Raw genomic sequence first — 25,329 nt, forward strand, 5'->3', positions numbered from 1 at the left:
TGTCTTGTAGGACAAGCGGAAACGGCGTTGCCGACGGGCCGAATGCGGCGTTGTCCTACAGGGCGTCGCGCGGGGGCCTCACAGGCGTCGCGAGCCTCTCTCCCTAGGATGTGGGCATCGAACAAAGACCTGAGACGAGAACAAGATGAACACCTTCTCCGCCGCCGTTGGAAGCGCTCCCCGGGCTCCGGCCCCGATCCATCCCGACTTCCGCCCCTCCCATTGCGTGAACGCCGAGCTGCTGCTCTCCACGCCGCTGACGGTGGTGGTGCGCGCGCAGCTGTCCTACATCGACGCGAACGGTCAGGCCGATGATCAGGAGATCGCGCTGGTCATCCCGCGCAGCCGCTGCGAAGGCGACCGTCCTTACTGGCCTGCCCTGCTGTCCGCGGCGACCGAGCACTGGCAACGTTGCCCGGGCTGCGCCCGTCGGCTGTCGGCCTGCGTCGACGGCGACTGGCAGACCTTGCTGACCGCGCAGACGACGCATTGAGCGCGTTTCGAGCAGCTGTCGAGCACCTGTCGAGCACGCTGAGCACGCACTGAGCCACCGCCTCAACCTCCTCTAAGTCAGGGCGCGGATAATCTGTCGCTGGCCGATCACGGCCTGACGACGATGATCCGACGCCCTTTTTCCTTTCTCCCCGCATCGCTGCGCCCGTTCGCGATGGCTGCCTTGGCCGCGACCTTGATGACGGGCTGCGGCACCTTCGGGACGAGCGCCGAGCGCAAGAACTCCGTCTACCAGAACGAGCGTTTCGCGTCGGACGAGACCTTCTCGCGCCTGTTCGATTCGAGCGTGCAGGACACCTGCGAAGCGGCGCGGCGCGCGCTGCTGAGCCAGGGCTACGTGATCAACGCGGCGCTGCCGGATTCGATCTCGGGCACCAAGCGCTTCCAGCCCGAGGGCGAGGTGCACGTGGAGATCAGCTTCACCGTGGTGTGCGTGCCGGAAGGCGGTAGCGGGAAGCTGGCGACGGCCTATGTCTCGGCACTGCAGGACCGCTACAACGTCAAGCGCAGCGCGAATTCCACCAGCCTGGGCGTGAGCGCGATCGGCTCGATCTCGGTGCCGCTGTCGTCGTCGACGGAGTCGCTCGTGAAGGTCGCCTCCGAAACCATCCCCGCCGGACAGTTCTACGACCGGTTCTTCGCGTTGATGCAGCGCTTGATCACGCAGCAGGGGAACGAGGACGCGAGCGATCTGGACAAGACGGGCGGGTGAGTCCTCTCAAAAACGAAAGAGGGCGCCTCGATGAGCGCCCTTTGACGAACCACAGGTGACAACCCACCTCCGGGTGGGCCGTCTCCCCCAGATTACTGTGGCGTCGATGCCTGCGGTTTGCCCGCCGTCCTCGTCTTCTCGATGACCAGGCCGCGGCGCTCCAGCAGCGGCTGGATCTGCGGCTCGTGGCCGACGACGCCGCGGAACAGCGTCAGTGCGTCCTGGCTGCCGCCCTGCGACAGCAGCTTCGCGCGGAACGCGTCGCCCAGCTCGCGCTTCAGGCCGCCGTTGGCCTTGAACCACTGCACCGTGTTGGCGTCGAGCACCTCCGACCAGACATAGGCGTAGTAACCCGCCGCGTACCCGCCCATGATGTGGCTGAAGTAGGGCGTGCGGTAACGCGGCGGCACCGCGTCGTAGTCGTAGCCTTCCTCGCGCAGCGCCTTGGCCTCGAAGGCCATCACGCCGTCGGCGTCGGGCACCTGATCCAGCGGCAGCTGGTGCCAGCGCTGGTCCAGGCTCGCCGCGCTCAGGTACTCCGTCGTCGCGAAGCCCTGGTTGAACTGCTTGGCCGCCAGCACCTTGTCCAGCAACGCGCGCGGCATCGGCTCGCCGGTCTTGTAGTGCTTCGCGTAGTTGGCGAGTACGCTCGGCCAGTCCGCCCACATCTCGTTGACCTGCGACGGGTACTCGACGAAATCGCGCGGCACCTTGGTGCCGGCCATGCTCGGGTACTTCACGTTCGAGAACATGCCGTGCAGCGCATGCCCGAACTCGTGGAACATCGTCGTCACCTCGTCCCACGTCAGCAGCGTCGGCTTGCCGTCCGCCGGCTTCGGGATGTTGAGGTGATTCGCCACCACCGGCTTCTGGTTCATCAGCCCGCTCTGGTCGACGTACGCGTTCATCCACGCGCCACCGCGCTTGGACGGCCGCGCGTACATGTCGGCGATGAAGATCGACAGCTGCGACCCGTCGGCGTTGAACACGTCGTAGACCAGCACGTCCGGGTGGTAGACCGGCAGGTCGTGGCGCTGCTTGAACTTCAGGCCGTACAGCTGCCCCGCCGCGTAGAACACGCCGTTCTCCAGCACGTGCTTCATCTCGAAGTAGGGCTTGAGCTGCGCCTCGTCGAAGCCGTATTTCTCGGCTCGCAGCTTCTCGCTGTAGAAGCTCCAGTCCCACGCCGCCAACTGGAAGGTCGGCTGCTTCTTCGCCTTCTGCTCGCGGTCGATGATCGCCTGCAGTTCCGCGCCCTCGCGGCGCGCGGCGCCGACCGCCGCCGGCGCCAGCTGGCGCAGCATGCCGTTGACGGCCTGCTGGTTCCGGGCGGTCTCGTCCTTCAGCACGAAGTCCGCATGCGTCGCGAAGCCGAGCAGCTTCGCGCGCTCGGCACGCAGCGAAACGACGCGCGACACCAGCGCGGTGTTGTCGTAGGCGTTGCCGCGCGAGCCGCGCACCACCGAGGCCTCGTAGATCCGCTGGCGCAGCGCACGGTTCTCCAGCTGCGCCAGCACCGGCTGGCCGGTCGTGTTCAGCAGCGCGATCAGGTACTTGCCGTCCAGGCCGCGTTCCTTCGCGGCGGATGCGGCGGCGGAGATCTGCTCATCGCTCAATCCCTTCAGCTCGTCGAGGCTGTCGACGATCACGGCCGAGTCGTTCACCTCCGCCAGCACGTTCTGGTTGAAGCGCGCGCCCAGCTGCGCCATCTCGGCGTTGATGGCCTTCATGCGGGCCTTGCCGTCCTCGTCCAGCTTCGCGCCGGCGCGCAGGAACTGGTTGTACTGGCGCTCGATCAGCCGCTGCTCCTGGGCGCCCAGGCCGAGCGACGCGCGGCGCTGGTACAGCGACTCGATGCGCGCGAACAGCGTCGGGTTCAGCTGGATCGCGTCGCGGTGCGCGGCCAGCTTCGTCGCGTAGTCGGCCTGCAGCTTCAGACGCGCGGGATTGGCGTCGGCGCCGGTCAGGCTCATCAGCAGCGTGGTGGCTCTCCCCAGCGTGCGACCGCCGCGCTCCAGCGCAACGATGGTGTTGTCGAAGGTCGGCGCCGCGGGGTTGTCGGCGATCGCGGCGACCTCGGCCAGTTGCTCGGCCATGCCCTGGTCGATCGCGGGTCCGATGTCGGCGTCGCGGATCCTGTCGAAGGGCGGGTATTGCAGCGGCAGCGTGCTCGGCGCGAGCAGCGGGTTCGCGACGCTCGCCGCGCTGGCCGCGGTCGTGTCCGTGGCCGGCTTGCCGGCGGAGGCGTTGGTGGACACGGCAGGCGCGGCGGGCGCGGCCGTCTGGGCCATCACGGGAACGGCGAGGGCCACGGTGGCGGCCAGGACGAAGGGAATCCTCATGGGAGACGGCCCGTCTTGTGGGCGGGCATTCGTGTTGTGCGAGTCCGTCACCTTAGCCGAAGCGCCTCTCGAAGCCGAACGCCATGGGCGCCGTCCGCCCCGTGGAGAACCCACCCCGGGACAACCCTGAGAGCCGCGCGACGGCAGTCCGCGACGGGTCGACCCGATTAGCATCGCCGCTCATGTCCGAACGCACTTTCCACTGGGCCGTGATCGGCCCCGGCTCGATCGCGCACCGCTTCGCCGAAGCCGTCGCGCAGCTCGACGGCTGCCGTCTCCACGCGGTCTGCGGCCGCGACGCGCATCGCGCGCAGCAGTTCGCCGAGCGCTGGTCGCCGGCCGGCGAGCCCGCCGTGCTCGCCCACACCGATCCCGCCGCGGTGATGAACGATCCGGTCGTCGATGGCGTCTATGTCGCGACACCGCACGGTCAGCACTACGAGTACGTCCTGGCCGCGCTCCAGGCCGGCAAGGCCGTGCTGTGCGAGAAGTCGCTGGTGCCGAACCAGGAGATGGGCCGGCGTCTGGTCGAGGCCTCGCGCACGCACCGCGTCTTCCTGATGGAGGCGGTGTGGACGCGCTTCCTGCCGCTGTACCAGGACCTCGCGGCCTGGCTGCGCGAAGGCCGGCTCGGCGCGCTGCGCGGCATGCAGTCGAGCTTCTGCTTCCCCGCGCCCTATGACCCCGACAGCCGCATCTTCAGCCCCGCGCTGGCGGGCGGCGCACTGCTGGACATCGGCATCTACAACCTGACCGCCACGCGATGGGTGCTGCAGCACGCGCTCGGCGAAGTCCCGCCCCTGGTGGATCTGGCCGTGAAGGCCCGGCTGGCGCCGACCGGCGTCGACGCCGGACTGGCGGTGACGCTCGACTTCGGCGACGGACTGACGTCGCAGTTCCAGTGCGCCATCGACACCTTCGCGCCGAACACGATGCACATCCTCGGCGGGGCGGGAGCAATCGTGCTGCCGGAGACCTTCTGGGAGGCGACGCGTGCCCAGTGGCTGCCGGCGCGCGGCACGCCCGAGACGATCGAGCGCCGCTTCGAGATCAACGGCTTCGAGTACGAGATCCGCGAGACGATGCGCTGCGTGCATGCCGGCGAGATCGAGAGTCCGGTGGTGCCGCATGCGGAGACGCTCGCGGTGCTGGGCTGGATGGACCGCATCCGCGCGCTCGCCGGCGTGAGGTCTCCGTTCGACGACGCGTTCCCGCCGTCACCCGCCTGATCGCCGCGACGCACGCCGCGCCCCGGCGCGGAGCCCGTCCCGGACACGTAGCAGAGAAGCGCCTGAAGGAAGCCACGATGGAGACACAACCCGCGTCCTTTGACGACTCGATCCCGGTCCCGCTGCCGGACACGCCGACGCTCAAGATCGAGCGCGCTGCGCCGGACGACCTGCCGCGCATCGAGAACCTCATGCAGTTCTACAACTACGACCTCAGCGAGTGGACGCCGGTGGCGTTCGCGCACGAGGGCCGTTATCAGCTGCGACCCAAGGCCCCGTACTGGGCGCAGGCCGACGTGCATCCGTTCCTGATCTGGGTCGGCGGTGAACTCGCGGGCTTCGCGGTCGTCGACGGCGAATGCGAGCAGCCGGACTCGGATCACAACATGGGCTACTTTTTCCTCGCCCGCGGGTACCGCGGCCACGGCCTGGCGGCGCGTGCCGCGGGCGAGGTGCTGGCCCGCTTCCCCGGCCGCTGGGAGGTCTACCACCTGATGGCCAACACGCCGGCCGCGCAGTTCTGGCCGGGTGTCATCCGCGGCCAGGCCGTCGGCGAGATCACCCGCGAGGTCCGCACGCTCCATGAGGACGAGTGCTGCCTCTACCGCTTCACCGTGGTGCTGCCGCCCGGCGCCTGAGCGCGCCGAGCGAGCCGGCCGCCGCCACCGCGTCAATGTATCCACCGCCGAAAGGATCCGCCATGCAGCTCATCGGCATGCTCGACTCTCCCTACGTCCGCCGCGCCGCGATCGCGATGCAGCTGCTCGGCCTGCACTTCGAGCACCAGTCGCTCTCGGTGTTCCGCACCTTCGACGAGTTCAGCCGCATCAACCCCGTCGTCAAGGCGCCGACCCTGGTCTGCGACGACGGCACGGTGCTGATGGACTCCACGCTGATCCTGCAGTACGCGCAGGCCCTGTCGCCCGGCCGCGCCCTGCTGCCGCCCAGCGATCCGGCGCTCAAGCGCGCGCTGCGGCTGACGGGCCTCGCCCTCGCGGCCACGGACAAGAGCGTGCAGGCGGTCTACGAGCAGCAGCTGCGTCCCGACGACAAGCAGCACGCGCCCTGGCTGGAGCGCGTCGGCGGCCAGCTGCGCGCGGCCTTGATCGAGCTGGATGCCGAGATGGCGAAGGCGCCGCTGTCCGCCGCGCGCGATGGCATCGGCCTGGCGGGCGTGACGATCGGCGTGATGTGGGAGTTCGTCCGGCAGATGACGCCGGAGCTGTTGCCGCCGGCGGACCGTCTGCAGACCTTGATCGCGTATGCGACCGCGGTGGAGCAGTTGCCGGAGTTCCGGGCCGCGCCTCACGGCGACGGCATCGTCCAGCCCTGCGGGGGCTGAACGCCCGACGACTTCAGCGCGGCGCCGCGGCCAGCGGCGCGCCGGTGCGGGGCAGGCGCTTGATCAGGTGATTGAGCACCAGCGCGATCACGAGCAGCACCGTCAGCCCGAAGGCCCAGGTCACCCAGACCACCGGGACCAGCCAGCCGATCGCCGTGCCCGCCATCGGCGCGCCGGTGCCGGCCATTTCCATCAACCACTGCACGGCGCCTTGCACGGCCTCGAGCAGGCCGGTATCGAGGAAGGGCTCGACCCAGGCCGGGAACTTGAACTCGACCGCGCCCTTGCCGAGCTCGGCCGCGCGGCCGGTGGAGAGGGCCTCCACCGTCCAGCGCACCAGTCCCGCCGTGGCCCAGGCCAGTCCGCTCCAGAGCAGCGCGAACAGCCCGGTCACGGACCACAGGAAGGTCTTCATCGCTTGTCCTGCCTGGCTTGTATCAACCGCTGCATCAGTCGTCGCTGGAGCCGGCGAAGCCGAAGATGCTCAGCAGGCTGGTGAACAGGTTGAACAGCGACACGAACAGGCTGACGGTGGCCATCACGTAGTTCCGCTCGCCGCCGTTCACGATCATGCTGGTGTGGAACAGGATCATGCCCGCCGACAGCAGCGCCACCACGCCCGAGACCACCACCGACAGCAGCGGCAGCTGGAAGAACAGGTTGGCCAGCGACGCCAGGATCGCGATGATCATGCCGGCGAACAGGAAGCCGCCCATGAAGCTGAAGTCCTTCTTGGTCGCCAGCACGTAGGCCGACAGCACCAGGAAGGTCGCGCCGGTGGTGCCCATCGCCATGGCGATGATGCTGGCGCCGCCCGCCATCTTCAGGATCGCGCCCAGCAAGGGGCCCAGCGTGTAGCCCATGAAGCCCGTCAGCGCGAACACCAGCGGCACCGAAGCCGCGCTGTTCTGCGTCTTGTGGATCGCGAACAGCAGGCCGAAGTAGCCGATCAGCGTCAGGATCATGCCCGGGGCGGGCAGCCGGTACGCGACCGCGGCGGCCGCCACCGCGGCGCTGAACAACAGCGTCATCGACAGCAGCGCGTAGGTGTTGCGCAGCACGCGTGCCACGTCGGCGCGCTGGGTGAAGACCGAATCGCCGCCGTTGGCAGTGGCGGGCGTCCAGCTCGAGGGGGACGCCGGTTGTCGTTGGAAGTCGCTCATGAGAAGTTCTCCTGGAGCCGTGGAAGCCGTGTAGACCGTTGAACGGGAAGCGCGCTCGCGCGCGCATGAGGACCCGACCTTAACGCCATCGTCACATCGAATAAACCTGCTTATTGCTCATTTTGCTGAAGCAATTTCCGTTTCGAGTTCATTCAGAGGGATCGGGGTGCCGCGACGCTCCAGCAGCTTGGCCACCAGGGGGTGGTTCTGGCCGCGGCGCGAGTAGATCGCGTGGACGTCCTCGACCACTTCGGTCTGGCCCAGCAGGTGCAGGCCGGCCATCAGCGAGAGGTCGTCGGCGCCCAGGCGGCTGACCGGGAACACGCCCAGGCCACGGGCGGCGAAGACGCTCATCAGCGCGCTGTCCTCGAACTCGCCGACGATCTGCGGACGGATGTGGTGCTGCTCGAACCAGCGCTCCAGGCCCGAGCGCAGGGACGCGTGACGGGTCGGCAGCAAGACCGGCAGCGTCTCCAGCACGTACGGGAAGCCCTTGTTCGGCGCACGACGGGCGCGCTCGATCAACTCCGACGGGCCGTACCAGTCGACGGTCGTGCTCGCCAGCAGCTGGCTGGTGATGCGCAGCGTCGGATTGACCGGGGCGGGCTGGTCGGTGAGCACCAGATCGAGGTGGTGCAGCGCGAGCTCGCCGATCAGCTGGTCCACCTCGCCTTCATGGCAGACGAGGCGCAGTTGCGGGGTGTCCAGCACCGGCGCGAGCAGGGCGTGCGCGGCCAGCTTCGACAAGCCGTCCGACAGGCCCACCGACAGCCGTTGCACGCGCTGCGTGGCCGCTTCGTGGACCTCGTTCGGGACCATCTGGCCGATCTGGAAGATCTCCTCCGCTCTCGCGAAGGCGGCCTGGCCGGCTTCGGTCAGCACCAGGCCGCGACCTTCGGGCTTGAGCAGCTGGTGGCCCAGCGAGCGCTCCAGCTCCCGCACCTGCGCGCTGATCGTCTGGACCGCCATGCCCAGGCGGTCGGCGGCCCGGGCGAAGCCGCCCTCCTTGGCGACGACCCAGAAGTAGTGGAGGTGACGGTAGTTGAGGGTGGACATGGCGGGGCCTCCGAGAAAGACGAAGCAGGATGATAACGAACTTCGCTTAAACGGAAGTTAAGACGAGCCAAGCGAAGGTTTTTCCGACAGCGAGTCGGTCCGGTCAGGTGGAGTCCATGCCCCTGGCGGTCCAGTTCATCGCGCGGTTGACGCGCATATCTTCACGCATTCTTCACGCTGTACTTCGTTTCTTGTGCGGACTGCGGTTCGGAAAAGCAGAACGCGCCGGCGGCCTCCCGGCCCCGGCGCGTTCGTTGTGGTGGCCGCCGCGGCCGCCGCCGCCGTCCTCCGATGGTCATCGGAGCGGCGTCTGACGGACGTCGGACGCGGACGCGGATCCCGCGGTCAGATCGCGGCCAGCCCCGCCTTCAAGTCATCGCGCAGGTCTTCGATGTCCTCGATGCCGGCGGAGATCCGCACCAGCGAATCGGTGATGCCCAGACGCTCGCGCGTCTCGACCGGGATCGACGCGTGCGTCATCAGCGCCGGCAGCGAGATCAGGCTCTCGACGCCGCCCAGGCTTTCCGCCAGCGAGAAGATCTGCACCCGTTCCAGGAAGCGGCGCGCGCCGGCCAGATCGGTGTCCAGCTGCACGCTGATCATCCCGCCGCCGCCGCGCATCTGGCGCTTGGCCAGCGCGAGCTGCGGGTGGCTCTCCAGGCCCGGGTAGTAGACGCGGCGCACCTTCGGTTGCGCCTCCAGCCAGCCGGCGAGTTCCAGCGCGCTCTCGTTGTGGCGCGCCATGCGCAGCGCCAGCGTCTTCAGCCCGCGCAGCGCGAGGAAGCTGTCGAACGGCCCGGCGATCGAGCCGACGGCGTTGTGCAGGAACTCGAGCTGCTCGCGCAGCGCCGCCTGGCGCTGCTCGCCGCCGACCACCACCACGCCGGAGATCACGTCGCTGTGACCGTTCAGGTACTTGGTGGCCGAGTGCATTACCGCATCGAAGCCCAGTTCCAGCGGGCGCTGCGACCAGGGGCTGGCGAAGGTGTTGTCGGCGATGGCCAGCGCGCCGTGCTCGCGCGCGATCTTCGCGACGGCCGCCAGGTCGGTCAGCGTCAGCAGCGGGTTGCTGGGCGTCTCGATCCAGATCATCTTCGTCTCGGGACGCAGCGCGGCGCGGACGTTCTCCGGCTTGCTGCTGTCGACGTAGGTGACCTGCAGGCCGGCGCTGCGCTTGCGCACGCGCTCGAACAGCCGGTAGCTGCCGCCGTAGAGGTCGTCGCCGGCGACGATGTGCGAGCCGGCGTCCAGCGTGTCCAGCACCGTGGCCATCGCGGCCAGGCCCGACGAGAACGCATAACCCTGCACGCCGCCTTCCAGGCTGGCGATCGCGCGCTCGTAGGCCTGGCGGGTCGGGTTGTGCGTGCGGCCGTATTCGTAGCCCTGGTGCACGCCGGGGCTCTGCTGGCGGTAGGTCGAGGTCGCGTAGATCGGCGGCATCACCGCGCCGGTCGTCGGATCGGGATGCTGGCCGCCGTGGATCGCGCGGGTGTCGAAGCGCAGATCCGCGCCGTGGGAGTACTGGTTGTCGTTGTCGGAGTCGTGGCTCATGACAAGCCCTTTCGCAGGTGGTTCAACAGGTCGAAACGGGTGACGAGGCCGTGGAAGCCGCGATCGTCGGCGATCACGGCCACCAGGCCCTTGCGCAGCTGGGCGATCAGGTCGGACAGCGGCGCGCCGGGAGGCAGGGTCTGCACATCATGACTCATCGCGCTGTCGACGCTGTCCTTGAAGTGGCGCGCGTCCATGTGCATCTGGGCGAGCAGATCGGACTCGTCGAGCAGGCCGACGAGCTTGCCGTCCTTGAGCACCGGCAGCTGCGAGACCTCGGCCTGGCGCATGCGCGAGAAGGCGGTGGCCAGCGTGTCCTCGGGACTCACGCTGATGACGGCGCCGTCCTCGGGCAGGCGCGCGATCAGGTCGCGCAGGTCGCCCTTGGTCGCGCGCTTGAGCAGGCCCTGGTCGAACATCCACGGGTCGTTGTAGACCTTGGACAGGTAGCGGGTGCCGGTGTCGCAGACCAGCGTCACGACGCGCTTGGGCGTCGTCTGCGCGCGGCAGTACTTCAGCGCCGCGGCCAGCAGCGTGCCGGTCGAGGAGCCGGCCAGGATGCCCTCGGCGCGGTAGAGGTCGCGCGCGGTGGCGAAGCTTTCCTCGTCGGTGATCGAGTAGGCGTGGCGCACGCCGCTGAGGTCGGCGATGGGCGGGATGAAGTCCTCGCCGATGCCTTCGACGGCCCAGGAGCCGGCCTCGCCGAAGCTGCCGGTCTCGATGAAGTCCTTGAGGATGGAGCCCGCCGGATCGGCGAGCACCATGTCCAGCCCCGGGCGCACCTTCGCGAAGAAGCGCGACAGCCCGGTGATCGTGCCGCCGGAGCCCACGCCGCAGACCATCGCGTCGATGCGGTGGCCGACCTGCTGCCAGATCTCCGGACCGGTCGTGGTCTCGTGGGCGAGCGGGTTGTTGGGGTTGTTGAACTGGTCGGCGTACCAGGCGCCGGGGATGTCCGGGACCAGGCGCGCGGCGCGGTCCTGGTAGTAGTCGGGATGGCCCTTGCCCACGTCGGAACGCGTGATGTGGACCTCGGCGCCGAGCGCCTTCAGCTGCAGCACCTTCTCCGCGGACATCTTGTCCGGCACGACCAGCACGACGCGATAGCCCTTCGCGCGCGCGACCAGGGCGAGCCCGAGGCCGGTGTTGCCGGCGGTCGCCTCGACGACGGTGCCGCCGGGCGGGAGCAGGCCGTCGCGCTCGGCGGCCTCGATCATCGACAGGCCGATGCGGTCCTTGATCGAGCCGCCGGGGTTCTGCGATTCGAGCTTCAGGAACAACTGGCAGGGGCCGGTGTCGAGCCGATGCACGGGGACCAGCGGCGTGTTGCCGATCAGGTCCAGCACGGCGGGGCGCTCGAGGACGCGTTCAGACCGTTGCTGCACGGGGGTGGAAGAAGTCTCCTTGGCACTCATGGGCGCTCCTTGTGATCCTGGTGGGATGGTCGGGCGACGCGTCCGGCGGGGGTGGTGCCGGGCGCGGGCAAACCGCGCAGGTTATCTGCTGGAAGCGATGGCCTCCAAGCGCGGTTGTCGCAGCAGCTTATCCGCGGATGGCATGAGCGGCCAACGCCCTCATGGCAGCACCGCCGCGCCCGGCGCCGGAAACACCTTGCCGACCTTGCCCATCAGGTACTCGCCGTAGGTGCCGGCGAAGACGTGCAGGTTGCTCGCGTCCGGGGAGGGGACGTGCGAAAGCCGCGTTTGCATATGCCCATCCGTTCGTTCCGCGTGAAGGTCGGCGTTCCTAAGCTGATGTCCATCGTGAACCACCGCTCCACCGCTCCCCTGCTCCCAAGAAAGGACACCGACGCCATGACCTTGACCGTGACCCGCCGCGCCCTGCTCGTGATCGCCACCTCGGCCGCCATGCTTGGCATTGCCCATGCGGACCAGCTGGACGACATCAAGAAGAAGGGCGAGCTCGTGGTGGGCGTGCTGGGCACGGACGAGCCCAACAGCTTCATCGACCCGAAGACCCGCGAGATCGTCGGCTACGAGGTCGATCTCGCGAAGGCGGTGGCGCAGAAGCTCGGCGTGAAGCTGCGGCTGAAGCAGCTGGCGGTGGCGGCGCGCATTCCCGAGCTGCAGCAGGGCCACGTGGACGTGCTGGCCGCGAGCCTGACGCACAACAAGGAACGCGAGGCGGTGATCGACTTCTCGCTGACCACCTTCGTCACCGGACAGAAGGTGCTGGTCAGGAAGGACAGCGGCATCAAGGCGCTGAACCAGCTGGCCGGCAAGAAGGTCGTGACCATCAAGGGCGGCACGCAGGAACCCAACGTCCGCAAGGCCGTGCCGACGGTCGACGTCGTCACCTTCGACACCGGTCCGCAGGCCTTCCAGGCGCTGCAGCAGGGCAAGGGCGTGGCCTTCGTCAACGACGAGGTGTCGCTGCTGGACCAGTACGCCAAGCTCGGCCCGGCGGCGTCGCAGTACGAGATCCTGTCGGCCAACCTCAGCGTCGAACCGCTGGCGCTGGGCCTGCGCAAGGGCGAGACCCAGTTGAAGGCACAGGTGGACGGCGCGCTGCGCGAGCTCGAGGCCAACGGCACCGCCGAGCAGCTGTTCAACAAGTGGTACGGACCGGCGACGCGTCTGAAATTCCAGACGCGCAGTTTCAAGATCGATAGCGACCAAGTGGAGGGCTGAGCACGACCCAGATGAACTGATCTACCTTGTCATCCGATGCGAGCACGCCCCGGCTTCGGCCGGGGCGTTGTTTATTTCGGAGGCCACATCGGCGGTCGATCGCCGCCGCCGTTGACCCGCTCCTTCCCCCCTCTCTCCGACGCCATGCCTCATCTCGACTTCTCGGTGCTGCTGCAAGGGCAGTTCCTCGACTGGCTCCTGGCCGGCGTGCGGCTGTCGCTGACGCTGACGGTGCTCGCGCTGGTGATCGCGCTGCCGCTGGGCACCTTGATCGCGCTGGCGCGTCTGGCGCCGTTCCCGCCGCTGCGCGCGCTGGCCTGGACCTACGTCGAAGCGGTGCGCAACGTGCCGTTGCTGGCGCACATGCTGTTCTGGTACTTCGCGGTGCCGGAGCTGCTGCCCGACGGCGTGAAGGCCTGGCTCTACGCCGGCAACATCGAGGCCGCCGCAGCGCTCGCCGCGCTGGTGGTATACACGGCGGCCTTCATGGCGGAGGACGTGCGTTCCGGCCTGCGGTCGGTGCCGCCGGGACAGTGGGAGGCTGCACGCGCGATGGGCCTGCGCTTCGCCGGCTCGGTGCGATGGGTCGTGCTGCCGCAGGCGCTGCGCGCGACGGTGCCGCCGCTGATTTCGCAGACGCTGAATCTCTGGAAGAACACCAGCATCGCGACGGTCGTCGGCGCCGCCGAGCTGATGTACCAGGCGCAGCGCGTGGAGTCCGCGACCTTCCGCGGCTTCGAGACCTTCGCGATGGCGACGGCGACCTACCTCGGCGTGTCGATGCTGATCACCGGCGCGGGCGTGCTGTACCAGCGCCGGTATCCGGTGCGGCCGGCCGGCCATTGAAGCGGTCGTGATGACTAGGAGCGTGTCGCGATGAGCATCGCCGAGATGATCGACACCTACTGGCTGTACGTGCTGGTGGGGCAGTACCCGAACGGACCCCTTGGCGGGCTGGCGTTGACCGTGCTGCTGGCCGCGCTCGGCCTCCTGCTGGCCTTGCCGCTGGGCGTGCTGCTCGGCATCGCGCGCGTGAGCCGGCGCGCCTGGCTGCGCTGGCCGGTGACCGCGCTGGTCTACGTCGTGCGCGGGACACCGCTGCTGATGGTGGTGTTCTGGGCCTACTTCTTCCTGCCGGCGGTGACCGGCCACAAGACGGACCAGTTCAACACGATGCTGGCGGCGCTGGTGATCTTCGACGCCGCCTACCTGGCCGAGATCGTGCGTGCGGGACTGCAGTCGCTGCCGTCCGGCCAGCGCCTGGCCGCTGAGGCGCTGGGCCTGTCGCGGGGTCAGTCCTTGCGTCTGGTGCTGCTGCCGCAGGCGCTGCGGCACATGCTGCCCTCGCTGGTCAACCAGTTCGCGTCGACGATCAAGGAGACCTCGCTGGGCACGATCATCGGGCTGTCGGAGTTGTCCTTCATCGCCGGCCAGGTCAACGCGCAGGTGCTGGTGCAGCCGGTGGCGGTCTACGGCACGCTGGCCGGGTGCTACTTCGTGATGTGCTTCGTGCTGTCGCGTCTCGCCCATGCGGTAGAGCGGAGAAGCAGTCGCCAGCGCGCCACTCTCGTCGTCACGCCATCCGCCGTCGACCGCTTCTACGCCTTTATGCGATGCGGACTACGGAACTCAGTGAGCGCGATGGCAAGGAACACAAGAACCAGCCAGTGACGTCGGAGGGCAATGAGATCAACCTGATGCCTTCGCGAGCCGATGTGCGGGTCGAGTCACTGAAGCGGTTTCGGTGACAACGCCGCGGAGCGATTCTGGGAAAGGACAACCGTGATCGACCAAGCTCTCTACCAACGCGCCCTTGCCGTCGCTGACCAGCCCGTCGAGGAGCGCGACCTCATCAACGCGGCGCTCCGTGCATTCATCGCCCGCCAGGCTCAGTTCAGGCTTGCCGACATGGGAGGAATCGCCCCCGACCTCCCGGATGTCCCTCGACGTCGGCCGTCCCTCGACGTTCCGGAGGGCTGGGAATGAGGAAGGTCGTTGTTGACACTTCGGTCTGGATCGACCATTTCCGGCGTCGCAATCCTGCGTTATTGGCGCTGCTGGAAATGGACGTCGTCCTCGCCCATCCGATGATCATCGGCGAGCTGCGCTGCGGGTCGTTGCCGCAGCCCCGAGCCAATGCCCTCTCGACCATGGACGAACTGGATCACAGCGCACCGGTCAGCTTGGACGAGGTCATCCGCCTGATCGAAGATGAAGACATCCACGGCAAAGGGTGTGGGCTCGTCGACATGTCGCTGCTGATGTCGACCTTGAAGACGCCAGGTGCCCGCTTGTGGGCCTCCGACAAGCGTCTTGCAGCGCTGGCGAAACGGCTGGGCATTGCCCACGACGACCTGCCGGCGAGAACCGATCGGTCGAATCAGACCCAACTCACCGCTGCATGCCCCACCGCGTGACTGTCGCCTTCTCGATGGTGCTGAAGACCAGCCGCTCGACCAGCCATCCGATCAGGATGACCAGGGCCAGCCCTGCGAAGACCCGATCGGTCTGCAGTTCATTGCGGTTCTGGAAGATGTACCAGCCCAGGCCGCCCTGGCCCGACGATGCGCCGAAGAACAGCTCGGCGGCGATCAGCGTCCGCCACGCAAAGGCCCAGCCCACGCGCAGGCCCGAGAGGATGGACGGCAACGCCGCCGGCAGCAGGATCTGCGCGACGTAGCGCGGTCCCGTGAGCCCGTAGTTGCGGCCCGCCATGCGCAGCGTTTCCGGCACGGACGAGAAGCCCGCCGATGCTGCCAGGGCCAGTGGCCACAGCACCGCGTGAACGAGCACGAAGATCAGGCTGCCCGATCCCAGGCCGAACCACAACAGGGCCAGCGGCAGCAAGGCGATCGCCGGCAGCGGGTTGAACATCGCCGTCAGGCTCGAGAGCAAGTCCCGGCCCCAGCGCGACGAGGTCGCCAGCGCCGTCAGTCCGAGCGCCAGCACCACACCCAGCGCGTATCCCTGCAGCAGCAGCTTCAGCGAGATCCCTGCCCGCACCAGCAGTTCGCCGCCGTACAGGCCGTCCCACAGTGCCCGCGCCGCAGCGAAGAACGAGGGGAAGAGCAGGTCGTTGTCGGCCGCGCGTGCAGCAACTTCCCAGAGCCCGGCGAGCAAAGCCAGCAGCGCCGCCTGACGCCAGGCGCTGGAATCCAGCGCGCGGCGCCACAGCGGAATCGAGGCCACCTGCACGGGCACGTAATCGGCGAGCGCTTCTTCGCGCTCGGCGCGAAGCGGTGGATCGAGCGGCCGCTGCGTCGGCAGCACGGTGACGGTCATCGATGAATCCTCAGTTCAGCGCCACGGCAGCAGCGGCGGCTGCCGTGGCGGCGCCGCTGGCAGTGGCGGCAGCGGGAGTCGCCGACTCCGCGATCGGCTCATCGCCGAAGAGCAGTTGCTCGATGCGCTGCGCCTGCGCGACGCGTTGCGCCGGTGTCAGGCCTTGCGCATTCAGCTCCGCGCGCACGCGTCCCGGATGCGGCGACAGCACCAGCACGCGGTGCCCCACGATCAGCGCTTCCTCGATCGAGTGCGTCACGAAGAGCAGCGTGAAACGCTCCTGTTCCCAGAGCGCGAGCAACTCGTCCTGCATCCGGCGACGCGTCAGCGCGTCGAGCGCCGCGAAGGGCTCGTCCATCAGCAGCACGCGCGGCTTCATCGCCAATGCGCGCGCGATCGCGACACGTTGCTTCATCCCACCCGACAGCTGATGCGGATAGGCCGACGCGAAGTCGGCCAGCCCCACGCGGGACAGCCAGTCGCGCGCACGCTCCAGCGCCTGCTTGCGCGACGCCGTGCCCGACGCGATCAGCGGGAACGCGACGTTCTCCAGCACCGTCTTCCACGGCGGCAGCTGGTCGAATTCCTGGAACACCGCGATGCGGTCCGGCCCCGGGCCGTTCACGGGTTCGCCGTCGACGAGGATGCGCCCCTCCGCCGGCGTGACGAACCCGCCGACCGCCTTCAGCAGCGAGGACTTCCCGCAACCCGACGCGCCGAGCAGCACGAAGCGCTCCGAGGGCAGCACGTCGAAACCGACGCGATGCGTCGCGCGCACCACGCCGCGATCGCTGCGGTAGTCGAGGCTGACGCCATCGACCCGCAGGCGTGCCTGCCGGTCCTGCGGGAGGGCGCCCGCCAGGTCGCCGCACGCCTCGCAGGCGGGCACCGCGTCGAGCTGCTCCAGCACCGCGCTCATGCTCAGCTTCCGGCCGCGTTGTGCGGGTCGTCGAAGAAGTAATCCTTCGCCGACGCCGGCTTGTTCTTGATCGCGCCGATGCGATGCATGAACGACGCCAGCGCGAAGGTGTTCTGCGGCGTGATCTTGAACTGCACCTCCGGGTTCTTGATCACCTTCAGCAGCAGCTCCTTGGGCACCTTGGAGTTCTCGTTCCTGATGTAGATGTCCGCCGAGCGCTCCGGGTTCTTCGAGATGAAGTCCGCCGCCTCGGCCAGCGCGCCGATGAAGGCCTGGTAGGTCTTCGGGTTGTCGCGCCGGAACTTCTCCGTCGTGTACAGCACCGTCGCCGACGCCGGCCCGCCGAGCACCTGGTAACTGTTCAGCACGATGTGGACGTTCGGGTTGCCCGCCAAGCCTTGTTCCTGGAACGGCGGATTGCCGAAGTGCGCGTTGATCTCGGTGCCGCCCTTGATCAGCGCCGCCGTCGCTTCCGGGTGCGGCAGCGCGACCTGCAGCCGGTCCAGCTTGTTGAACTGCGCATCGCCCCAGCGCTTGGCCGAGGCCAGCTGCAGGATCCTGGACTGCACCGACACGCCCACCGCCGGCAGCGCGATGCGGTCCTTGTCGCCGAAGTCGTCGATGGTCTTGACGGCGGGGTTGCTGCTGATCAGGTAGTACGGGAAGTTGCCCAGCGAGGCGATGCCGCGCACGTTCTGCTTGCCCTGCGTCTTGTCCCACAGCGTCAGCAGCGGGCCGACGCCCGCGCCGGCGATGTCGATGCTGCCGGACAGCAGCGCCTCGTTGATCGCCGGGCCGCCGGAGAGCTGCACGCGCTCGACCTGGATGTCGACGCCCGCGGCCTTGCCGTGCTTCTCGATCAGCTGCTGGTCCTGCGCGACGTTCAGCAGCAGGTACACGATGCCGAACTGCTCGGCGATGCGGATCTTGCCTTCGGCGTGCGCGGAGGTCGCCGACAACGCCCCGGTCGCGGCGAGCGCGCCCGAGAGCAGCAGGGAGGAAAGTTTCTGGAGCTTCATGCCGGAACGTCGCCTTCGATGGTGGTGCGGTAGAGGTGTCGACGCAGGTGATCGGGGCAGCCCGTGGCGAGATGCAGCAGCGAGCGGTTGTCCCAGAACACCAGGTCATGGGACAGCCACTGGTGGCGGTACACGATGCTCTTGCGGCTGCTGTGCTCGAAGAGCTGTGCAAGCAGGTCGCGGCTTTCGTCCTCGGGCACGTCGAGGATGCGCGTCGTGAAGTGCTCGCTGACGAAGAGCGCGCGGCGTCCGGTCTCCGGATGCGTGCGCACGATCGGCTGCGGGACCGGCTTCACCTCGGCGATCTGCTCGGGCGTCAGCTTGGGGCGCCACGGGTTGCGGGCGCGGAGCTCCTCGTATTTCGCGAGGTAGCTGTGCTCGGCGCGCTTGCCGGCGATCGCGGTCTTCAGCGCCAGCGGCAAACCGTCGTAGGCGTGATGCTGGTTGGCGAAGAGCGTGTCCCCGCCTTCCGACGGCAGCTCCTGCGCGTGCAGCAGCGAGCCCAGGCTGGGGCGCTCCTTGTACGAGAGGTCCGAGTGCCAGTACTGCCCGGCGTCGCCCAGCCCGACGGGCTGGCCCTGCGCGTCGCGCACGTTGGAGACCTGCAGGATCTCCGGATGACCCGCCAGCTGGAAGTTGCGCAGCACGTGGATCTGGAGCGGCCCCCAGCGACGGCTGAATGCGATGTGCTGCGCCGGCGTGATGCGCTGGTCGCGGAACACCAGCACGTGGTGATCCAGGTGCGCGCGGTGCAGCCGGGCGAAGTCGGCGTCGTTCAGCGCTCGCGTCAGGTCCAGCCCCACCACCTCGGCGCCGAGCGGCTCATCGAAGGCGTTGATCTCGAAGTGCTGCGACGGCGCATCGGCGAAGGCCGCCGGCGCGGCGGGCGTCGCCGGGACGGTCGCGTGGGCCGGAGCCGCGGTGGAAAGGGGCGGGGCGAGGGCTGTCATGGTCGCCGACTCTAGGCATCGGCCTTCCTGGCCGGAACGAAGCTGACGGCATGTCCAAGCGCAGAAATCGAATAAGCGACGTCCTGAATGCCGCGCGTTCCGAGGATCGCCCCGTTGGGCGAGGCCGACGCCATCCCGGGATGCCAGGCGTCACGGCTCGGAATGCCCCGTTTGCAAACCATTTACAACTGCATGCGTATAGTGACGGACTTCCCCGAAGCCAGTAGGGATAACAACCAGAGGAGCACGAGCCCCATGAAACAAGTCATCTGCGTCAAATGGGGAACCGCCTACGGCCCTGAGTACGTCAACCGCCTGTACGGCATGCTGCGTCGGCACATCACCGGCGACTTCCGTCTGGTCTGCCTGACCGACAACGCCGAAGGCCTTCGTCCCGAGGTCGATGCCTACGACCTGCCCGAGCTCGGCTGCGAATGGCCCAAGAAGTCGTTGGGCAAGTGGCGCAAGCTGGTGATGTGGAGCGCCGACATGGGCGAGAAGACCGGCCTGTCGGGTCCGGTGCTGTTCGTCGACCTGGATTCGGTGATCGTCGACAACATCGACGGCTACTTCAGCCACGGCCATCCGGACGACGTCATCCTGGCCCGCAACTGGGCCAAGCCGATGCAGCGCCTGGGTCAGACCTCGGTGTTCCGTTTCCCGGTGGGCAAGTACCCGCACATCATCGAGAACTTCCGCGCCAACCCGCAGGCCGTCGCCGACAAGCATGGCTTCGAGCAGCATTGGGTGACCGCGTCCGTGCCCGGCGGCATCAAGTTCTGGCCGCACCTGTGGACGCGGCACTTCCGCCTGCATTGCCTGCCGCCGTTCCCGCTGCGCTACTTCAAGCCGGCGCGCCTGCCCTCGGGCGCGCGCATCGTGACCTTCCCCGGCGGTCCGAATCCGGCCGACGTGCTGCTGGGTCGCTGGAACACGCAGGACCCGCCGCACGAGAAGCCGTGGGACCACTTCCGCGCAGCCTTCGCCGGCGGCGTGAAGCATCGCTGGCGCCATCTGCGCAGCTTCGTGCTGCCGCCCCCGTGGGTCGCGCAGCATTGGGTGGAGTGAGGCCCCTCGCGGGCTAGTGCGACGTGCCGGGCGGCGAGCCCGGCCGCGCCAGATCCTGGATCACCTCCAGCGCCGTCTTCACCTTGAACGGCTTGAGCATGATCCGCCGCACGTCGAGCTCCTTGTAGAGCTGGGCGGTGGCCAGGTCGCAGGCCTCCGCGGTCAGCGCGACCGGCGTGTCGGCGGCGCACCGCAACGCCCCGGCCCGCACGCTCTGCAGCAGCGCCAGGGCGTCCAGCCCCTGGCCGATGTCCAGCAGCAGGCCGTCCATCGATTGGTTCTCCAGCAGGCGATGAGCCGCCTCGAGGCTGCTCGACTCGTGGACTTCCGCGATCTGCAGCTGCCGCGCCACCATGGCGACGGTGCGGCGGAACAGCGAGTGGGGATCGACCAGCAGGAGCTGAGGCTGAGAAACCCGCATCAACGCCCCTCCTCGACCGCCTGGCCCAGCAGCTCCGAGACCGCCAGGTCGCGCAGGCTCATCAGGATGGCCAGGTCGGTCTCGTCCAGCGCGCGTCGCCGCCGGTCGATCAGGCACAGCGTGCCGACGCGCACGCCGGGGCGGATCTCCAGCGGCGCGCCCGCGTAGAAGCGGATGTTCGGCGGGCCCAGCACCATCGGGTTGTCCGCGAAGCGCGGATCCTGAGTCGCGTCCTCCACCACCATCACCTCGGGCACGTGGATCGCGTGACCACAGAAACTGCTCTTGCGGTCGGTCTCGCACACCGCCAGCCCGAAGCGGGCCTTGAACCATTGGCGGTCGTCGTCGATCAGGGTGATCAGCGCGATCGGCACGCCGAACTCCTCGGCGGCGAACGCGACGATGCGGTCGAAGCGCTCCTCTGGCGGCGTGTCCAGGATCAGCAGCTCGCGCAGTGCCTGGAGCCGTTCGGCTTCGTTGTCGGGAATCGGGGCATTCATCATGGACGCGGCACCTCGCTCTTCCGATGTCATTCTTTCCCTGGGCGACCGGACTGCCGCCACGCCGTCGAAACCCCAGACTATCCGAGCTGTCCAGAGGACGCCACCCGGGTCGCCCTTGAGAGGGAACGACGGGGGATGACCGTGGGAATACCTCTCCGCCGGGGCGCCGGCCCTTGCCCGACCGGGCATATGACGGCCCCGCAGCAGCTTGCGCCCATTGCGCATTGGCGATGCGGCGCATCGCGGCCCAGACTCCGTTCCACGGGGCGCGCCCATGTCGCCCCCGCCGGCGGCGGCAGTACGGCCGCTGGGAAGGCATGGTGAGAGCCCAGGTCGCGACCGGGGGCCGCCCTCGGGGTCTTTGGGGAGGCGCTTCCGGCGGTGTCCGATCGCGGTCCTGGCGCTTTTCCTCTGCCTCCGCCTTCTGCCTTTCTTGCATATGCGTTATGCGAGATAAGCAAATGCCCAAACAATCGTTCCTGGAATAAGGACTGTTTGGCAAGCTTCGCAGCCCGACCCTCAACGTCGCCGGCCCACGCCCGCTTGCCCAGTCCGCCATGACCCAGAACAACGCCCGACAGAACACCCGTTCCCTGTTCTCCGCCTCCCGCCGCCAGGCGCTGATGCTGGCCGCGGCGGTGCCGTTGCTGGGCGCGCCGATGCTGGCGGCCGCGGCGGATCAGCCGACGACGCTGCTGAACGTCTCCTACGACGTGGCGCGTGAGCTCTACAAGCAGATCAATCCGGCGTTCGTCGCGTCGTACAAGGCCAAGACCGGCCAGACGATCACGGTGAACCAGTCGCACGGCGGCTCGTCCAAGCAGATCGGCTCGGTGATCGGCGGCCTGGAGGCCGACGTCGTCACGATGAACCAGGCGACCGACGTCGACACGCTGGCCGAGAAGGGCCTCACCGGCGCCGACTGGCGCAGCAAGTTCCCGAACGCCGCCGCGCCGTACAGCTCGACGATGCTGTTCCTGGTCCGCAAGGGCAACCCGAAGGGCATCAAGGACTGGGCGGACCTGGCGCGGCCCGGCGTGTCCGTGATCATCCCCAACCCCAAGGTCACCGGCAACGGCCGTTACGGCTACCTGGCCGCATGGGGCAGCGTGATCGCCAAGGGCGGCACCGACGCGCAGGCCAAGGACTTCGTCTCCAAGGTGCTGGCCAACGTGCCGGTGCTGGACGGCGGCGGCCGCGGCGCGACGACCACGTTCACGCAACGCGGCATCGGCGACGTGCTGCTGACCTTCGAATCGGAAGCCGAGCTCATCGAGAACGAATTCGGCAAGGGCAACTTCGAGGTCGTCGCGCCGAGCCTCTCGATCGAGGCCGACGCGCCGGTCGCGGTCGTCGACAAGGTCGCCGCCAAGCGCGGTTCCGCCGCGCTGGCCAAGGCCTACCTGGACTTCCTGTGGACGCCGGAAGGCCAGGAAATCATCGCGCAGAACAACTTCCGTCCGCGCGATGCGGCGATCTTCAAGAAGCATGAGAAGCGCTACGCGCCGATCAAGCTCTTCACCGTCGACCAGACACTGGGCGGCTGGGCCAAGGTCGGCAAGACGCACTTCGCCGACGGCGGCACCTACGACCAGATCATGGCCTCGCGCCGCTGATCGTCCGGCCCCGATCCCGATCTCCGATGCCTTGACCCGACGATGAACACCGCCGTGCTCCCCGCGACGCAGGCCGCCCCCGCGCCCGCCCGCAAGCGTCGCCGCGTGCTGCCCGGCTTCGCGCCGACGCTGGGCTTCACGCTCTTCTATCTCTCGCTGCTGGTGCTGATCCCGCTGTGCGCGGTGTTCCTGAAGTCCGCCGGCCACGGCGCCGAGGCCTTCTGGGCCGCGGCGACCTCGCCGCGCGTGCTGGCCTCGTACCGGCTGAGCTTCGGCGCGGCGCTGCTGGGCGCGTTCATCAACGTGATCTTCGGCTTCATCCTGGCCTGGTCGCTGGTGCGCTACGACTTCTGGGGCAAGAAGCTGGTGGACGCGCTGATCGACCTGCCCTTCGCGCTGCCCACCGCCGTCGCCGGCATCGCCTTGACCGCGCTGTACGCGCCCAACGGCTGGATGGGCCGGTGGCTGGAGCCGCTGGGCATCAAGGTCGCCTTCACGCCGCTGGGCGTGCTGATCGCGCTGATCTTCATCGGTCTGCCCTTCGTCGTGCGCACGGTGCAACCGGTGCTCGAGGACCTGGACACGGAGCTCGAGGAAGCCGCCGCCTCGCTGGGCGCGCATCGCTGGCAGGCCTTCCGCCTGGTGGTGCTGCCGATGCTGACGCCGGCGCTGCTGACCGGCTTCGCGCTGGCCTTCGCGCGCGCGGTGGGCGAGTACGGCTCGGTGATCTTCATCGCCGGCAACATGCCGATGGTCAGCGAGATCACCCCGCTGATGATCATCACGAAGCTCGAGCAGTACGACTACGTCGGCGCCACCGCGATCGCGGTCGTGATGCTGGTGTTCTCGTTCCTGCTGCTGCTGGGCATCAACGGACTGCAGGCCTGGAGCCTGCGTCGCAACGGTGTGGACGGGAAGCGCTGACATGGCTGGATCCGCCGCAACGCTGGGCCGCGGGCGCACCGCCGGCCACTACCAGGGGAACCCCGCCACGGCAGAGAAGCGCTGGGTGCGCTACACGCTGCTGACGCTGGGCCTGGCCTTCTTCGCGCTGTTCCTGCTGCTGCCGCTCGCCGCCGTCTTCACCGAGGCGCTGCGCAAGGGCTGGGACACCTACCTCGCCTCGCTGATCGAGCCCGACGCGGTGTCCGCGATCAAGCTCACGCTGCTGGCGGCGGTGATCTCGGTGCCGCTGAACATCGTCTTCGGCGTCTGCGCCGCGTGGGCCATCACCAAGCACGACTTCCGAGGCAAGCAGCTGCTGATCACGCTGATCGACCTGCCGTTCTCGGTGTCGCCGGTGGTCGCGGGTCTGATCTACGTGCTGATCTTCGGCGCGCAGGGCTGGTTCGGACCATGGCTGCAGGAGCACGACATCAAGATCATCTTCGCCGTGCCCGGCATCGTGCTGGCCACCGTGTTCGTGACCTTCCCCTTCGTCGCCCGGGAGCTGATCCCGCTGATGCAGGCGCAAGGCCGGGACGAAGAGGAAGCAGCGACCGTGCTCGGCGCCAGCGGCTTCCGCACCTTCTGGCATGTGACGCTGCCCAACATCAAGTGGGGCCTGCTCTACGGCGTGATCCTGTGCAACGCGCGCGCCTTCGGCGAGTTCGGCGCGGTGTCGGTGGTGTCGGGCCACATCCGCGGCCAGACCAACACGCTGCCGCTGCAGGTCGAGATCCTCTACAACGAATATCAGTTCGCCGCGGCATTCGCGGTCGCATCGCTGCTGGCATTGCTGGCGCTGGTCACCCTCGGGCTCAAGCAGCTCGTCGAGTGGCAGGCAGAACGTATTGGCCCCCAGCGCTGAGTACAGCGCGGCCCCCGAGGGGCGCAAGCCGTCCTTGGGACGGCCCGGCGGACGTCTTGTCCGCAGCATCGTGAAGGAAGAAGCATGAGCATCCAGGTCCGCAACATCCACAAGTCCTTCGGCAGCTTCACCGCGCTGGGCGACGTCAGCCTGGATTTCCCCACCGGCGAACTGACCGCGCTGCTGGGCCCGTCGGGCTGCGGCAAGACCACGCTGCTGCGCATCATCGCGGGGTTGGAGACGGCCGATCGCGGCCAGGTGCTGCTCGACGGCAACGACGCCTCCGACACCCACGTGCGCGAGCGCGAAGTCGGTTTCGTCTTCCAGCATTACGCGCTGTTCCGCCACATGACGGTCTTCGACAACGTGGCCTTCGGGCTGCGGGTGAAGCCGCGCAAGCAGCGTCCGCCGGAAGCGGAGATCAAGCGCAAGGTGCATGAGCTGCTGCAGCTGGTGCAGCTGGACTGGCTGGCGGACCGCTATCCGCCGCAACTGTCCGGCGGTCAGCGTCAGCGCATCGCGCTGGCCCGCGCGCTGGCCGTCGAGCCGCGCGTGCTGCTGCTGGACGAGCCCTTCGGCGCGCTGGATGCGAAGGTCCGCAAGGAACTGCGCCGCTGGCTGCGCCGCCTGCACGACGAGCTGCACATCACCAGCATCTTCGTCACGCACGATCAGGAAGAGGCGCTCGAAGTCGCCGACCGCGTCGTACTGATGGATCACGGGCGCGTGGAACAGGTCGGCTCGCCGATCGAGGTCTACCAGCGCCCGGCGACGCCCTTCGTCTACGGCTTCCTCGGCGCGGTCAACCGCTTCGAAGGCCGCGTGGACAGCGGCATCGTGCGCGTCGGCGATCAGACGCTGGCGCAAGGCGCCGCGGCGTCGATCGAAGGCGCGCAGCACGGCCTGGTGCAGGCCTATGCGCGTCCGCACGAGCTGCTGATCAATCCGTCGCAGGATGCGCCGGGCCTGCCGGCGACGGTCGAACGTGTGCTGGCCTTCGGCGCCGCCGCGCGTGTCGAGCTGCGCGGCGCGCAGGGCGAGCATCTGGAAGCGGAACTCAGTCGCGAACAGGCCGAGGCGCTGCAGCTGTCCGCCGGTCAGCACGTGCGTCTGCAGGCCTCGCGCCTGAGTCTGTTCGGCATCGACCAGGCCGCTTGATCGACATCGATCGACGAGCCGAAG

General features: G+C 68.3%; 28 protein-coding genes. 15 read left to right on the forward strand and 13 right to left on the reverse strand.

Annotated features, from left to right (window positions below; translation table 11 throughout):
* The first annotated feature begins 145 nt into the window (after positions 1-145).
* Together ACQ4L4_RS21375 and ACQ4L4_RS21380 are read left to right on the forward strand one after the other, a co-directional pair.
* On the forward strand, positions 146-493 hold the full coding sequence (locus tag ACQ4L4_RS21375) for a hypothetical protein (RefSeq protein ID WP_431100870.1): 348 nt from the start codon (positions 146-148) through the stop codon (positions 491-493).
* Positions 494-667: 174 nt separating this feature from the next.
* Entirely contained in the window at positions 668-1,225 is a 558-nt protein-coding gene (locus tag ACQ4L4_RS21380) for a DUF2242 domain-containing protein (protein WP_431100871.1), read from the forward strand.
* 92 nt (positions 1,226-1,317) lie between these two features.
* Here ACQ4L4_RS21380 and ACQ4L4_RS21385 read toward each other — a convergent pair whose 3' ends face one another.
* A complete protein-coding gene (locus tag ACQ4L4_RS21385; protein WP_431100873.1) occupies positions 1,318-3,567 on the reverse strand; it encodes a M3 family metallopeptidase in 2,250 nt (749 codons plus the stop codon).
* Positions 3,568-3,749: 182 nt separating this feature from the next.
* Between ACQ4L4_RS21385 and ACQ4L4_RS21390 the strand changes: the two genes are divergently transcribed.
* From ACQ4L4_RS21390 to ACQ4L4_RS21400, 3 genes are all read left to right on the forward strand, one after another.
* Positions 3,750-4,796 (forward strand): Gfo/Idh/MocA family protein, encoded by a 1,047-nt coding sequence (locus tag ACQ4L4_RS21390; protein WP_431100874.1) that lies wholly within the window; start codon positions 3,750-3,752, stop codon positions 4,794-4,796.
* Between the two features lie 77 nt (positions 4,797-4,873).
* Entirely contained in the window at positions 4,874-5,434 is a 561-nt protein-coding gene (locus ACQ4L4_RS21395) for a GNAT family N-acetyltransferase (RefSeq protein ID WP_431100875.1), read from the forward strand.
* A 62-nt stretch (positions 5,435-5,496) separates the two neighbouring features.
* The gene (locus tag ACQ4L4_RS21400) at positions 5,497-6,138 is read left to right on the forward strand and encodes a glutathione S-transferase family protein (protein ID WP_431100876.1); all 642 of its coding nucleotides are present in this window, start codon (positions 5,497-5,499) and stop codon (positions 6,136-6,138) included.
* A 13-nt stretch (positions 6,139-6,151) separates the two neighbouring features.
* Here the strand turns inward: ACQ4L4_RS21400 and ACQ4L4_RS21405 are convergent, their stop codons facing one another.
* The 6 genes from ACQ4L4_RS21405 to ACQ4L4_RS21430 form a co-directional block, all read right to left on the reverse strand.
* Positions 6,152-6,553 carry a hypothetical protein gene (locus ACQ4L4_RS21405; protein ID WP_431100877.1) on the reverse strand — a complete coding sequence of 134 codons (402 nt, stop codon included), beginning with the start codon at positions 6,551-6,553 and terminating at the stop codon, positions 6,152-6,154.
* A 34-nt stretch (positions 6,554-6,587) separates the two neighbouring features.
* Positions 6,588-7,301: a Bax inhibitor-1/YccA family protein gene (locus tag ACQ4L4_RS21410; protein ID WP_377158930.1), complete on the reverse strand. Its 714-nt coding sequence runs from the start codon at positions 7,299-7,301 to the stop codon at positions 6,588-6,590.
* Between the two features lie 117 nt (positions 7,302-7,418).
* On the reverse strand, positions 7,419-8,357 hold the full coding sequence (locus ACQ4L4_RS21415) for a LysR family transcriptional regulator (protein WP_431100878.1): 939 nt from the start codon (positions 8,355-8,357) through the stop codon (positions 7,419-7,421).
* Between the two features lie 345 nt (positions 8,358-8,702).
* Complete coding sequence (locus ACQ4L4_RS21420) at positions 8,703-9,908, reverse strand: trans-sulfuration enzyme family protein (RefSeq protein ID WP_431100879.1); 1,206 nt, start codon at positions 9,906-9,908, stop codon at positions 8,703-8,705.
* On the reverse strand, positions 9,905-11,323 hold the full coding sequence (locus ACQ4L4_RS21425) for a pyridoxal-phosphate dependent enzyme (protein ID WP_431100880.1): 1,419 nt from the start codon (positions 11,321-11,323) through the stop codon (positions 9,905-9,907). Before ACQ4L4_RS21425 ends, ACQ4L4_RS21420 begins: the two co-directional genes overlap by 4 nt.
* Positions 11,324-11,482: 159 nt before the next feature.
* The gene (locus ACQ4L4_RS21430; RefSeq protein WP_431100881.1) at positions 11,483-11,617 is read right to left on the reverse strand and encodes a hypothetical protein; all 135 of its coding nucleotides are present in this window, start codon (positions 11,615-11,617) and stop codon (positions 11,483-11,485) included.
* A 105-nt stretch (positions 11,618-11,722) separates the two neighbouring features.
* Here ACQ4L4_RS21430 and ACQ4L4_RS21435 point away from each other — a divergent pair, with 105 nt between their 5' ends.
* From ACQ4L4_RS21435 to ACQ4L4_RS21455, 5 genes are all read left to right on the forward strand, one after another.
* Entirely contained in the window at positions 11,723-12,559 is an 837-nt protein-coding gene (locus ACQ4L4_RS21435; RefSeq protein ID WP_431100882.1) for an ABC transporter substrate-binding protein, read from the forward strand.
* Positions 12,560-12,703: 144 nt separating this feature from the next.
* Positions 12,704-13,405: an amino acid ABC transporter permease gene (locus ACQ4L4_RS21440; RefSeq protein WP_431100883.1), complete on the forward strand. Its 702-nt coding sequence runs from the start codon at positions 12,704-12,706 to the stop codon at positions 13,403-13,405.
* A gap of 30 nt (positions 13,406-13,435) precedes the next feature.
* Entirely contained in the window at positions 13,436-14,230 is a 795-nt protein-coding gene (locus tag ACQ4L4_RS21445; protein WP_431100884.1) for an amino acid ABC transporter permease, read from the forward strand.
* Positions 14,231-14,341: 111 nt separating this feature from the next.
* Entirely contained in the window at positions 14,342-14,545 is a 204-nt protein-coding gene (locus ACQ4L4_RS21450; RefSeq protein WP_431100885.1) for a type II toxin-antitoxin system VapB family antitoxin, read from the forward strand.
* The gene (locus ACQ4L4_RS21455) at positions 14,542-14,976 is read left to right on the forward strand and encodes a type II toxin-antitoxin system VapC family toxin (RefSeq protein ID WP_431100886.1); all 435 of its coding nucleotides are present in this window, start codon (positions 14,542-14,544) and stop codon (positions 14,974-14,976) included. The genes ACQ4L4_RS21450 and ACQ4L4_RS21455 overlap by 4 nt, the downstream gene beginning before the upstream one ends.
* Here ACQ4L4_RS21455 and ACQ4L4_RS21460 read toward each other — a convergent pair.
* From ACQ4L4_RS21460 to ACQ4L4_RS21475, 4 genes are read right to left on the reverse strand one after another with little or no spacing between them, the layout of a single operon-like run.
* The gene (locus ACQ4L4_RS21460; protein WP_431100887.1) at positions 14,951-15,841 is read right to left on the reverse strand and encodes an ABC transporter permease; all 891 of its coding nucleotides are present in this window, start codon (positions 15,839-15,841) and stop codon (positions 14,951-14,953) included. The two genes, ACQ4L4_RS21455 and ACQ4L4_RS21460, sit on opposite strands and share 26 nt — an antisense overlap.
* Positions 15,842-15,851: 10 nt before the next feature.
* A complete protein-coding gene (locus tag ACQ4L4_RS21465; RefSeq protein WP_431100888.1) occupies positions 15,852-16,760 on the reverse strand; it encodes an ABC transporter ATP-binding protein in 909 nt (302 codons plus the stop codon).
* A gap of 2 nt (positions 16,761-16,762) precedes the next feature.
* Complete coding sequence (locus tag ACQ4L4_RS21470) at positions 16,763-17,779, reverse strand: ABC transporter substrate-binding protein (RefSeq protein ID WP_431100889.1); 1,017 nt, start codon at positions 17,777-17,779, stop codon at positions 16,763-16,765.
* A complete protein-coding gene (locus tag ACQ4L4_RS21475) occupies positions 17,776-18,729 on the reverse strand; it encodes a TauD/TfdA dioxygenase family protein (RefSeq protein ID WP_431100890.1) in 954 nt (317 codons plus the stop codon). The genes ACQ4L4_RS21470 and ACQ4L4_RS21475 overlap by 4 nt, the downstream gene beginning before the upstream one ends.
* A gap of 255 nt (positions 18,730-18,984) precedes the next feature.
* Between ACQ4L4_RS21475 and ACQ4L4_RS21480 the strand changes: the two genes are divergently transcribed.
* Positions 18,985-19,797 carry a glycosyl transferase gene (locus tag ACQ4L4_RS21480; protein WP_377158894.1) on the forward strand — a complete coding sequence of 271 codons (813 nt, stop codon included), beginning with the start codon at positions 18,985-18,987 and terminating at the stop codon, positions 19,795-19,797.
* A gap of 13 nt (positions 19,798-19,810) precedes the next feature.
* Here ACQ4L4_RS21480 and ACQ4L4_RS21485 read toward each other — a convergent pair whose 3' ends face one another.
* Entirely contained in the window at positions 19,811-20,218 is a 408-nt protein-coding gene (locus ACQ4L4_RS21485; RefSeq protein ID WP_431100891.1) for a response regulator, read from the reverse strand.
* Positions 20,218-20,721 carry a GAF domain-containing protein gene (locus tag ACQ4L4_RS21490; protein ID WP_431100892.1) on the reverse strand — a complete coding sequence of 168 codons (504 nt, stop codon included), beginning with the start codon at positions 20,719-20,721 and terminating at the stop codon, positions 20,218-20,220. Before ACQ4L4_RS21490 ends, ACQ4L4_RS21485 begins: the two co-directional genes overlap by 1 nt.
* A 623-nt stretch (positions 20,722-21,344) precedes the next feature.
* Between ACQ4L4_RS21490 and ACQ4L4_RS21495 the strand changes: the two genes are divergently transcribed.
* The 4 genes from ACQ4L4_RS21495 (at position 21,345) to ACQ4L4_RS21510 (ending at position 25,305) form a co-directional block, all read left to right on the forward strand.
* Positions 21,345-22,337, forward strand: a complete 993-nt coding sequence (locus ACQ4L4_RS21495; RefSeq protein WP_431104982.1) for a sulfate ABC transporter substrate-binding protein — start codon at positions 21,345-21,347, stop codon at positions 22,335-22,337.
* A 42-nt stretch (positions 22,338-22,379) separates the two neighbouring features.
* Positions 22,380-23,261, forward strand: coding sequence for a sulfate ABC transporter permease subunit CysT (gene cysT / locus ACQ4L4_RS21500; RefSeq protein WP_431100893.1), 882 nt, complete (start codon positions 22,380-22,382; stop codon positions 23,259-23,261).
* 1 nt (position 23,262) lies between these two features.
* Complete coding sequence (gene cysW / locus ACQ4L4_RS21505; RefSeq protein WP_431100894.1) at positions 23,263-24,147, forward strand: sulfate ABC transporter permease subunit CysW; 885 nt, start codon at positions 23,263-23,265, stop codon at positions 24,145-24,147.
* 84 nt (positions 24,148-24,231) lie between these two features.
* Positions 24,232-25,305, forward strand: a complete 1,074-nt coding sequence (locus tag ACQ4L4_RS21510) for a sulfate/molybdate ABC transporter ATP-binding protein (protein ID WP_431100895.1) — start codon at positions 24,232-24,234, stop codon at positions 25,303-25,305.
* Positions 25,306-25,329: the final 24 nt, after the last annotated feature.

Source organism: Roseateles noduli, from assembly GCF_050626985.1.
Taxonomy (GTDB): Bacteria; Pseudomonadota; Gammaproteobacteria; order Burkholderiales; family Burkholderiaceae_C; genus Roseateles; species Roseateles noduli_A.

What these genes read in the sequence shown, in the direction of transcription:
- ACQ4L4_RS21460 (WP_431100887.1), bottom strand. Translation starts at nt 15,841, where the DNA reads ATGACCGTCACCGTGCTGCCGACGCAGCGGCCGCTCGATCCACCGCTT.
- ACQ4L4_RS21480 (WP_377158894.1), top strand. Translation starts at nt 18,985, where the DNA reads ATGAAACAAGTCATCTGCGTCAAATGGGGAACCGCCTACGGCCCTGAG.
- ACQ4L4_RS21490 (WP_431100892.1), bottom strand. Translation starts at nt 20,721, where the DNA reads ATGATGAATGCCCCGATTCCCGACAACGAAGCCGAACGGCTCCAGGCA.
- ACQ4L4_RS21395 (WP_431100875.1), top strand. Translation starts at nt 4,874, where the DNA reads ATGGAGACACAACCCGCGTCCTTTGACGACTCGATCCCGGTCCCGCTG.
- ACQ4L4_RS21430 (WP_431100881.1), bottom strand. Translation starts at nt 11,617, where the DNA reads ATGCAAACGCGGCTTTCGCACGTCCCCTCCCCGGACGCGAGCAACCTG.
- ACQ4L4_RS21415 (WP_431100878.1), bottom strand. Translation starts at nt 8,357, where the DNA reads ATGTCCACCCTCAACTACCGTCACCTCCACTACTTCTGGGTCGTCGCC.
- ACQ4L4_RS21465 (WP_431100888.1), bottom strand. Translation starts at nt 16,760, where the DNA reads ATGAGCGCGGTGCTGGAGCAGCTCGACGCGGTGCCCGCCTGCGAGGCG.
- ACQ4L4_RS21470 (WP_431100889.1), bottom strand. Translation starts at nt 17,779, where the DNA reads ATGAAGCTCCAGAAACTTTCCTCCCTGCTGCTCTCGGGCGCGCTCGCC.
- ACQ4L4_RS21380 (WP_431100871.1), top strand. Translation starts at nt 668, where the DNA reads ATGGCTGCCTTGGCCGCGACCTTGATGACGGGCTGCGGCACCTTCGGG.
- ACQ4L4_RS21485 (WP_431100891.1), bottom strand. Translation starts at nt 20,218, where the DNA reads ATGCGGGTTTCTCAGCCTCAGCTCCTGCTGGTCGATCCCCACTCGCTG.
- ACQ4L4_RS21410 (WP_377158930.1), bottom strand. Translation starts at nt 7,301, where the DNA reads ATGAGCGACTTCCAACGACAACCGGCGTCCCCCTCGAGCTGGACGCCC.
- ACQ4L4_RS21455 (WP_431100886.1), top strand. Translation starts at nt 14,542, where the DNA reads ATGAGGAAGGTCGTTGTTGACACTTCGGTCTGGATCGACCATTTCCGG.
- cysT (WP_431100893.1), top strand. Translation starts at nt 22,380, where the DNA reads ATGAACACCGCCGTGCTCCCCGCGACGCAGGCCGCCCCCGCGCCCGCC.
- ACQ4L4_RS21405 (WP_431100877.1), bottom strand. Translation starts at nt 6,553, where the DNA reads ATGAAGACCTTCCTGTGGTCCGTGACCGGGCTGTTCGCGCTGCTCTGG.
- ACQ4L4_RS21495 (WP_431104982.1), top strand. Translation starts at nt 21,345, where the DNA reads ATGCTGGCCGCGGCGGTGCCGTTGCTGGGCGCGCCGATGCTGGCGGCC.
- ACQ4L4_RS21400 (WP_431100876.1), top strand. Translation starts at nt 5,497, where the DNA reads ATGCAGCTCATCGGCATGCTCGACTCTCCCTACGTCCGCCGCGCCGCG.
- ACQ4L4_RS21445 (WP_431100884.1), top strand. Translation starts at nt 13,436, where the DNA reads ATGAGCATCGCCGAGATGATCGACACCTACTGGCTGTACGTGCTGGTG.
- ACQ4L4_RS21435 (WP_431100882.1), top strand. Translation starts at nt 11,723, where the DNA reads ATGACCTTGACCGTGACCCGCCGCGCCCTGCTCGTGATCGCCACCTCG.
- ACQ4L4_RS21510 (WP_431100895.1), top strand. Translation starts at nt 24,232, where the DNA reads ATGAGCATCCAGGTCCGCAACATCCACAAGTCCTTCGGCAGCTTCACC.
- cysW (WP_431100894.1), top strand. Translation starts at nt 23,263, where the DNA reads ATGGCTGGATCCGCCGCAACGCTGGGCCGCGGGCGCACCGCCGGCCAC.
- ACQ4L4_RS21385 (WP_431100873.1), bottom strand. Translation starts at nt 3,567, where the DNA reads ATGAGGATTCCCTTCGTCCTGGCCGCCACCGTGGCCCTCGCCGTTCCC.
- ACQ4L4_RS21390 (WP_431100874.1), top strand. Translation starts at nt 3,750, where the DNA reads ATGTCCGAACGCACTTTCCACTGGGCCGTGATCGGCCCCGGCTCGATC.
- ACQ4L4_RS21440 (WP_431100883.1), top strand. Translation starts at nt 12,704, where the DNA reads ATGCCTCATCTCGACTTCTCGGTGCTGCTGCAAGGGCAGTTCCTCGAC.
- ACQ4L4_RS21420 (WP_431100879.1), bottom strand. Translation starts at nt 9,908, where the DNA reads ATGAGCCACGACTCCGACAACGACAACCAGTACTCCCACGGCGCGGAT.
- ACQ4L4_RS21375 (WP_431100870.1), top strand. Translation starts at nt 146, where the DNA reads ATGAACACCTTCTCCGCCGCCGTTGGAAGCGCTCCCCGGGCTCCGGCC.
- ACQ4L4_RS21475 (WP_431100890.1), bottom strand. Translation starts at nt 18,729, where the DNA reads ATGACAGCCCTCGCCCCGCCCCTTTCCACCGCGGCTCCGGCCCACGCG.
- ACQ4L4_RS21425 (WP_431100880.1), bottom strand. Translation starts at nt 11,323, where the DNA reads ATGAGTGCCAAGGAGACTTCTTCCACCCCCGTGCAGCAACGGTCTGAA.